This window comes from Bacillus sp. AF62 (genome assembly GCF_050312695.1).
Taxonomy (GTDB): Bacteria; Bacillota; Bacilli; order Bacillales; family Bacillaceae_G; genus Bacillus_A; species Bacillus_A cereus.
Genome location: NZ_JBNPJZ010000226.1, coordinates 1 through 681 on the forward strand (window position 1 = coordinate 1; position 681 = coordinate 681).

Genomic DNA, 681 nt, shown 5'->3' on the forward strand with positions numbered 1-681 from the left:
TTTAAAAAGATCATCAAATTTTATTGCTTCATTTGGAATAATTGTATAATTATTATAAGCTGTAGAAGAGAGAGTATTATAAGGAACTGGATATAACTCATTTAATGTTGCCATTGTTTCACTCCTTCAAATTCATAGAAATTGTAACACAAAGACAATATATGATATGTTTTTGGTTTCTTGAACCAAGTTATTTAAAAATGTGGAAGTACCTATGGAAAAAGCATATACAATTCATAAAAACAGTGGATAGTAGTAACGCATTTATAAGATAATTATATTCTTATCTATAGATGAAATCCTTATGAATCACCTTTGGTAAAAAGCAATTTGTAATGCCATATGTATAAATGTAGAACAAGGTAATCGACAAAATCTAAAACAGGTTAAAAAGATTATGAACCATTTTCTTTGCTCATACATAGCTATTTAATATAATCCCATTGCATCAGCATCTTCTTTAGATATTTGATAATACACACCTGGAACAAAAGAGCTGTCTATTGTCTTCGTAGGTGGATTTTTTGTTCCAGTATCTTCTAACCAATTGTAAAAAATAATGGGTGTTTTTTTGTTATGTACATCAGAAGAGAGTGTATCAGACTTTTTTCGCATTCTAGATAACTTGATATTATCGCTGTAAATCTTCGTAAATAAAGCTTGTACATTGTCCGTAAGAAT

General features: G+C 28.5%; 1 pseudogene. It reads right to left on the bottom strand.

What is annotated here, in order from left to right:
- Positions 1-429: 429 nt before the first annotated feature.
- Positions 430-681, bottom strand: a pseudogene (locus ACQRBL_RS32465) (cytosolic protein); the annotation flags it as partial.